General features: G+C 73.5%; 6 protein-coding genes. 3 read left to right on the top strand and 3 right to left on the bottom strand.

What is annotated here, in order from left to right:
* Nucleotides 1-498: acyl-CoA dehydrogenase family protein (locus ACWGH4_RS31385; RefSeq protein WP_453466853.1), on the bottom strand; the 498-nt coding region annotated here is incomplete at its 3' end.
* A gap of 114 nt (nt 499-612) precedes the next feature.
* Here ACWGH4_RS31385 and ACWGH4_RS31390 point away from each other — a divergent pair.
* Both ACWGH4_RS31390 and ACWGH4_RS31395 read left to right on the top strand, forming a co-directional pair.
* Nucleotides 613-1,782: a thiolase C-terminal domain-containing protein gene (locus ACWGH4_RS31390; RefSeq protein WP_453466856.1), complete on the top strand. Its 1,170-nt coding sequence runs from the start codon at nt 613-615 to the stop codon at nt 1,780-1,782.
* 37 nt (nt 1,783-1,819) lie between these two features.
* Nucleotides 1,820-2,500, top strand: coding sequence for a pyridoxine/pyridoxamine 5'-phosphate oxidase (locus tag ACWGH4_RS31395; protein ID WP_453466858.1), 681 nt, complete (start codon nt 1,820-1,822; stop codon nt 2,498-2,500).
* On the opposite strand, the gene ACWGH4_RS31400 is transcribed toward ACWGH4_RS31395, so the two are convergent.
* Both ACWGH4_RS31400 and ACWGH4_RS31405 read right to left on the bottom strand, forming a co-directional pair.
* Nucleotides 2,449-2,910: a Zn-ribbon domain-containing OB-fold protein gene (locus ACWGH4_RS31400; protein WP_453466860.1), complete on the bottom strand. Its 462-nt coding sequence runs from the start codon at nt 2,908-2,910 to the stop codon at nt 2,449-2,451. The two genes, ACWGH4_RS31395 and ACWGH4_RS31400, sit on opposite strands and share 52 nt — an antisense overlap.
* The gene (locus ACWGH4_RS31405; protein ID WP_453466862.1) at nt 2,910-3,359 is read right to left on the bottom strand and encodes a DoxX family protein; all 450 of its coding nucleotides are present in this window, start codon (nt 3,357-3,359) and stop codon (nt 2,910-2,912) included. The genes ACWGH4_RS31400 and ACWGH4_RS31405 overlap by 1 nt, the downstream gene beginning before the upstream one ends.
* A gap of 152 nt (nt 3,360-3,511) precedes the next feature.
* Here ACWGH4_RS31405 and ACWGH4_RS31410 point away from each other — a divergent pair, with 152 nt between their 5' ends.
* Nucleotides 3,512-4,675, top strand: a complete 1,164-nt coding sequence (locus tag ACWGH4_RS31410; RefSeq protein WP_453466864.1) for a flavin-containing monooxygenase — start codon at nt 3,512-3,514, stop codon at nt 4,673-4,675.
* The last annotated feature ends 96 nt before the right edge of the window (nt 4,676-4,771 follow it).

The raw sequence follows: 4,771 nt of genomic DNA on the forward strand, positions 1-4,771 counted from the left end.
GTAGAGGGTCCAGCCGTCGCCGGTCGGCCGGGCCTGGATGCCGCCGGCCCGGCCGCCGCCCGCCCACGTTCCGGCCGTGTTGTCACCGGTCAGCGCGAGCGCCTCGGCGAGGTTGCCGGGGACGGCGAGCGTGCAGGTGAGCGAGGCGTCCGCGATGCGCGGCAGGAGCTCGGCGCGCTGTGCGGGGGTGCCGAGCGCCAGGATCAGGGGTGCGGCGAGGCCCGCGGTGGCGAGCAGGGGCGACGGCAGCAGGACCCGGCCGCTCTCCTCGCAGGCGAGCGCGAGTTCGGTGAGGGTGCGGTCCGCGCCGCCGTACCGGGCGGGGAGCGTGAGGCCGGGCAGGCCGAGCTGTTCCGCGAGGCGGGCCCACAGATCGGTGTCGTACCCGTCGGGTGTGCGGGCGGCCGCGGCGGAAGCGGCGGGATCCGCGTGTTCCGTCAGTGCTTCGCGCAGCGTGCGGCGGATCTCGTGCTGCTCGGTGGTGAAGGCGGCATCCATCGGCGGCTCCTGCCCACGACGTCCTGACGGGCCGTCATGTTAGGGCGTCGAGGAGCGGATGCACAGATGTCTTCCGCCCCCTCGGCATCCATTATCTGATGTACCGTCAGATACATGCCCTCCACTCCGCGCAAGGTCGCCGTCGTCGGCACGGCCCTCTCGGACTGCGGCCGCGTCGACGGCCTCACCCCCTACGCGCTGCACGCCCAGGCCGCCCGCCGGGCGCTCGCCGACTCCGGCCTGGACCGCTCCGTCGTGGACGGCCTCGCCTCGGCCGGTCTCGGCACGTTCGCGCCGGCCGAGGTCGCCGAGTACCTCGGCCTGCGGCCCCTCTGGGTGGACTCCACGGCCGTCGGCGGGGCGAGCTGGGAGGTCATGGCGGCGCACGCGGCCGACGCCGTCGCCGCCGGTCACGCCAATGCGGTGCTGCTGGTCTACGGGTCCACCGCCCGCGCCGACATCAAGGCGGGACGGCGCACCTCCGACCTGTCCTTCGGCACCCGCGGCCCGCTCCAGTTCGAGGTGCCGTACGGGCACACCCTCGTCGCCAAGTACGCGATGGCCGCGCGCCGCCACATGCACCGGTACGGCACGACCCTGGAGCAGCTCGCGCAGGTGGCCGTTCAGGCGCGGGCCAACGCCGCCGCCAACGAGGACGCGATGTTCCGTGAGCCGATCACCGTCGACGACGTGCTGGACGGCCCGGTGATCGCCGACCCGTTCACCAAGCTGCACTGCTGCATCCGCAGCGACGGCGGCTGCGCGGTGCTGCTGGCCGCGGAGGAGTACGTACCGGACACGGCGAAGGACCCGGTGTGGATCCTCGGCACCGGTGAGCACGTGTCCCACACCACCATGTCGGAGTGGGACGACCTCACCGTCTCCCCCGCAGCGGTGAGCGGCCGGCTCGCCTTCGAGCGGGCCGGTGTGCGGCCCGACGAGATCGACATCGCGGAGATCTACGACGCCTTCACCTACATGACCCTGGTGACGCTGGAGGACCTCGGCTTCTGTGCCAAGGGCGAGGGCGGCGCCTTCGTCGAGCAGGGACGGCTGCTGCGGGACGGGGAGCTGCCGGTCAACACCGACGGAGGCGGCCTCTCCGCCTGCCACCCGGGCATGCGGGGCCTGTTCCTCCTGGTGGAGGCCGTGCGGCAGCTGCGGGGCGAGGCCGGGGCCCATCAGGTCCGGGGGCCGGGCGGGCGGCTGCCGGCGCTCGCGGTGGCGTCGGGGACGGGCGGTTGGTTCTGCTCGTCGGGGACGGTGGTACTGGGGCGGGGCTGATCCCCCGCGGCGGAGGCCGGGGAGGTTGAATGCGTCCATGGACCATGAAGAGCGCGACCCGCAGGCGGCCTTCCGCGCCCTGCTGCACGCGCAGCGCGTCTGGGACGTCGAGCTGCCCGGGTTCGACCCGGCCGGTGCGCCCGGTGAGCCGCTGCCACTGTTCCACCGGTGGTTCGGCGAGGCCGTGGCGGCCGGACAGCCGGAGCCGCACACCATGACCCTGGCGACGGTGGACGCCCAGGGGCGTCCGGACGCGCGGATCGTGATGCTCCACGACGCCGACGAGCACGGCTGGCACTTCGCCTCGCACGCCACCAGCGCGAAGGGCCGGCAGCTGGCGGCCGGGCCGGAGGCGTCGCTCGTCTTCTACTGGGCGTCGCAGGGCCGCCAGGTCAGGGTCCGGGGCCGGGTCGTCCCCGCCTCCGCCGAAGAGAGCGCGGCCGACCTGCACGCCCGCTCGACGGGTGCGCTGGCCGCCGCTCTGACCGGACGGCAGAGCGAAGTGCTGGACTCCGTCGAAGAGTTGGCGCGCGCCTCGCAGGCCGCCTGGGAGAAGGCGCGGACCGAGCCGGACGCCCCGGTGCCGACGTGGACGCGGTACGTGCTCCAGCCGCGCGAGGCCGAGTTCTTCCAGGGCGACGACCGGCGCCGGCATGTGAGGCTGCGCTACCGGCGGACCGGCGGCGGGGAGTGGGAGCGGGAGCTGCTCTGGCCCTGAGGGGATCCGGCCGGCCGGAAGACGGGGACGCTGACGCCGTTCTCCCCCGCACGGAAGGCGACCGTCAGCTCCATCCCGACGGCCAGCCGGTCCGGCGCGCAGTCCACGACCTCGGTCATCATCCGTACGCCCTCGGTGAGTTCGACCAGCGCCGCCGTGTAGGGCACGCGGTCCGTGAAGGGCGGCAGATCGTTGCGGTGGACGACGGACCAGGTGTAGAGCGTGGCACGGCCGGCGGCCCGCTCCCAGCCGACGTCGTCGCTCCAGCAGTGCGGGCAGAACTCCCGCGGATAGTGGTGCGGCCGCCCGCAGTCGGCGCAGCGGCGGATCAGCAGTTCGCCGGCGGCGGCCGCGTCCCAGTAGGGGCGGGTGAAGTCGTCGATGCCGGGCGCCGACGGGTCCTGGGCCATCAGAAGAGTCCGATCGCGTCGTCGAGCGACCACACCTGCCAGGACATGGCGAAGAGGGCGACGAGGGAGATCAGGGCCATCATGGCGTTCTGCCCCTGCTCCGCCCAGTCGTGGATCATGAGCACCAGGTAGAGCAGATTGAGCAGCAGCCCGCCGATCAGCGCCACCGGGGTCAGGAACCCGCTGACCAGGCCGAGCCCGAGGGCGAGTTCCGCGTGCACCACGAGGTACGCCATCACCCTGGGCCTGGGCGCCACCACCTTGTCGAAGCCGGTGCGGACGGCCTGCCAGCGGTGCTCCGCGGCGACGCCGGCCGCCCAGGTGATGCCCGTACCGCGTTCGAGCCAGCCCTTGCGGTCCTTGTGGCGCCAGCTCTCCAGCCACCACAGGCCGAGGCCGATACGCAGAACGGCGGTCCATTCGGCACCGGTGAGCAGAATCGTCCGCATGCTCCGGCCTCCCCTCCCACTGCTTCCTGACGGTACGTCAGTTCAGCGGAAGGAGGCGGCAGGCGCAAGAGGGCCGCGACCGTGACCGATTCGCAACCGAACTCCGTCTTGACTGAGACCCATCAAACCGGCGGGTCATTACGCTCACGCTCATGGCCGACGAGAAGGACTCCGACAGACACCCGGGCATCGACCGGACGAACGACCGCCCGGTGTATGTCGTCGGCGGCGGCCCGGGCGGTCTCGCCGCCGCTGCCGCACTGCGGGAGCGGGGCGTACGAGCGGTGGTGCTCGAGCGGTCCGAGTCGGTCGGCGCGTCCTGGCGGCGGCACTACGACCGGCTTCATCTGCACACCACCCGCAGGCTCTCCGCGCTGCCCGGCCTGCCGATGCCCCGCTCGTTCGGCCGCTGGGTCTCGCGTGACGACGTGGTCCGCTACCTGGACAAGTACGCGGAGTTCCACGCACTGGAGATCGTCACCGGTGTGGAGGTGTCCCGCATCGAGCCGGCCGGGAACGACTGGATGCTGCACGCCACCGGAGGCCGCCGGCTGACCGGGCGGGCGGTCGTGGTGGCGACGGGCTACAACCACACCCCGCACCTGCCCGACTGGGCGGGCCGCGACACGTACCAGGGCCGGCTGCTGCATGCCGGCGAGTACCGCAACCCCGGGCCCTTCGCGGGCAAGGACGTGCTCGTCGTCGGCGTGGGCAACACCGGCGCCGAGATCGCCGTCGACCTCGTGGAGGGCGGCGCCGCGCGCGTACGGCTGGCCGTGCGCACCGTCCCGCACATCGTGCGCCGCTCCACCGCGGGCTGGCCCGCCCAGCGCACCGGCATCCTGGTCCGCCGGCTCCCGGTGCGGCTGGTGGACCGGGCGGGCAGGGTCATGAGCAGGATCGCCGTACCCGACCTCGCCGCGCAGGGGCTGCCGCGCCCGGACACGGGCCTGTACTCGCGCGTCAAGAAGGGCGCCATTCCCGTGCAGGACGTGGGCCTGATCGACGCCGTGCGCACGGGCAGGGTCGAGCCCGTCGCGGCCCTCGAGTCGTTCGACGACGGCAAGGCGGTGCTGGCCGACGGTACGCGGATCTCCCCGGACGCCGTGATCGCCGCGACCGGCTACCGGCGTGGACTGGAGGACCTGGTGGGGCACCTCGGCGTGCTCGACGAGCGCGGCCGGCCCGTCGTCCACGGCGGCCGCACGCCGGCGCAGGCGCCGGGCCTGTACTTCACCGGCTTCACCAATCCGATCAGCGGCATGCTCCGCGAGATGGCGATCGACGCCCGCAAGATCGCTAAGGCGCTGGCGTAGCGAGGCCGCGGTGGCCGGCACGCCGGCCCGGCCCATGACGCGGGTCCACCCTGCCCGTGCCACGCCTCCGCCGCCCGGCGGGGACTCGGGCACGGC

The sequence above is a fragment of the Streptomyces sp. NPDC054847 genome, from assembly GCF_053610925.1.

Coding starts and splice junctions, on each gene's coding strand:
- ACWGH4_RS31400 (WP_453466860.1), bottom strand. CDS start 2,910: ATGGCCCAGGACCCGTCGGCGCCCGGCATCGACGACTTCACCCGCCCC.
- ACWGH4_RS31410 (WP_453466864.1), top strand. CDS start 3,512: ATGGCCGACGAGAAGGACTCCGACAGACACCCGGGCATCGACCGGACG.
- ACWGH4_RS31405 (WP_453466862.1), bottom strand. CDS start 3,359: ATGCGGACGATTCTGCTCACCGGTGCCGAATGGACCGCCGTTCTGCGT.
- ACWGH4_RS31395 (WP_453466858.1), top strand. CDS start 1,820: ATGGACCATGAAGAGCGCGACCCGCAGGCGGCCTTCCGCGCCCTGCTG.
- ACWGH4_RS31390 (WP_453466856.1), top strand. CDS start 613: ATGCCCTCCACTCCGCGCAAGGTCGCCGTCGTCGGCACGGCCCTCTCG.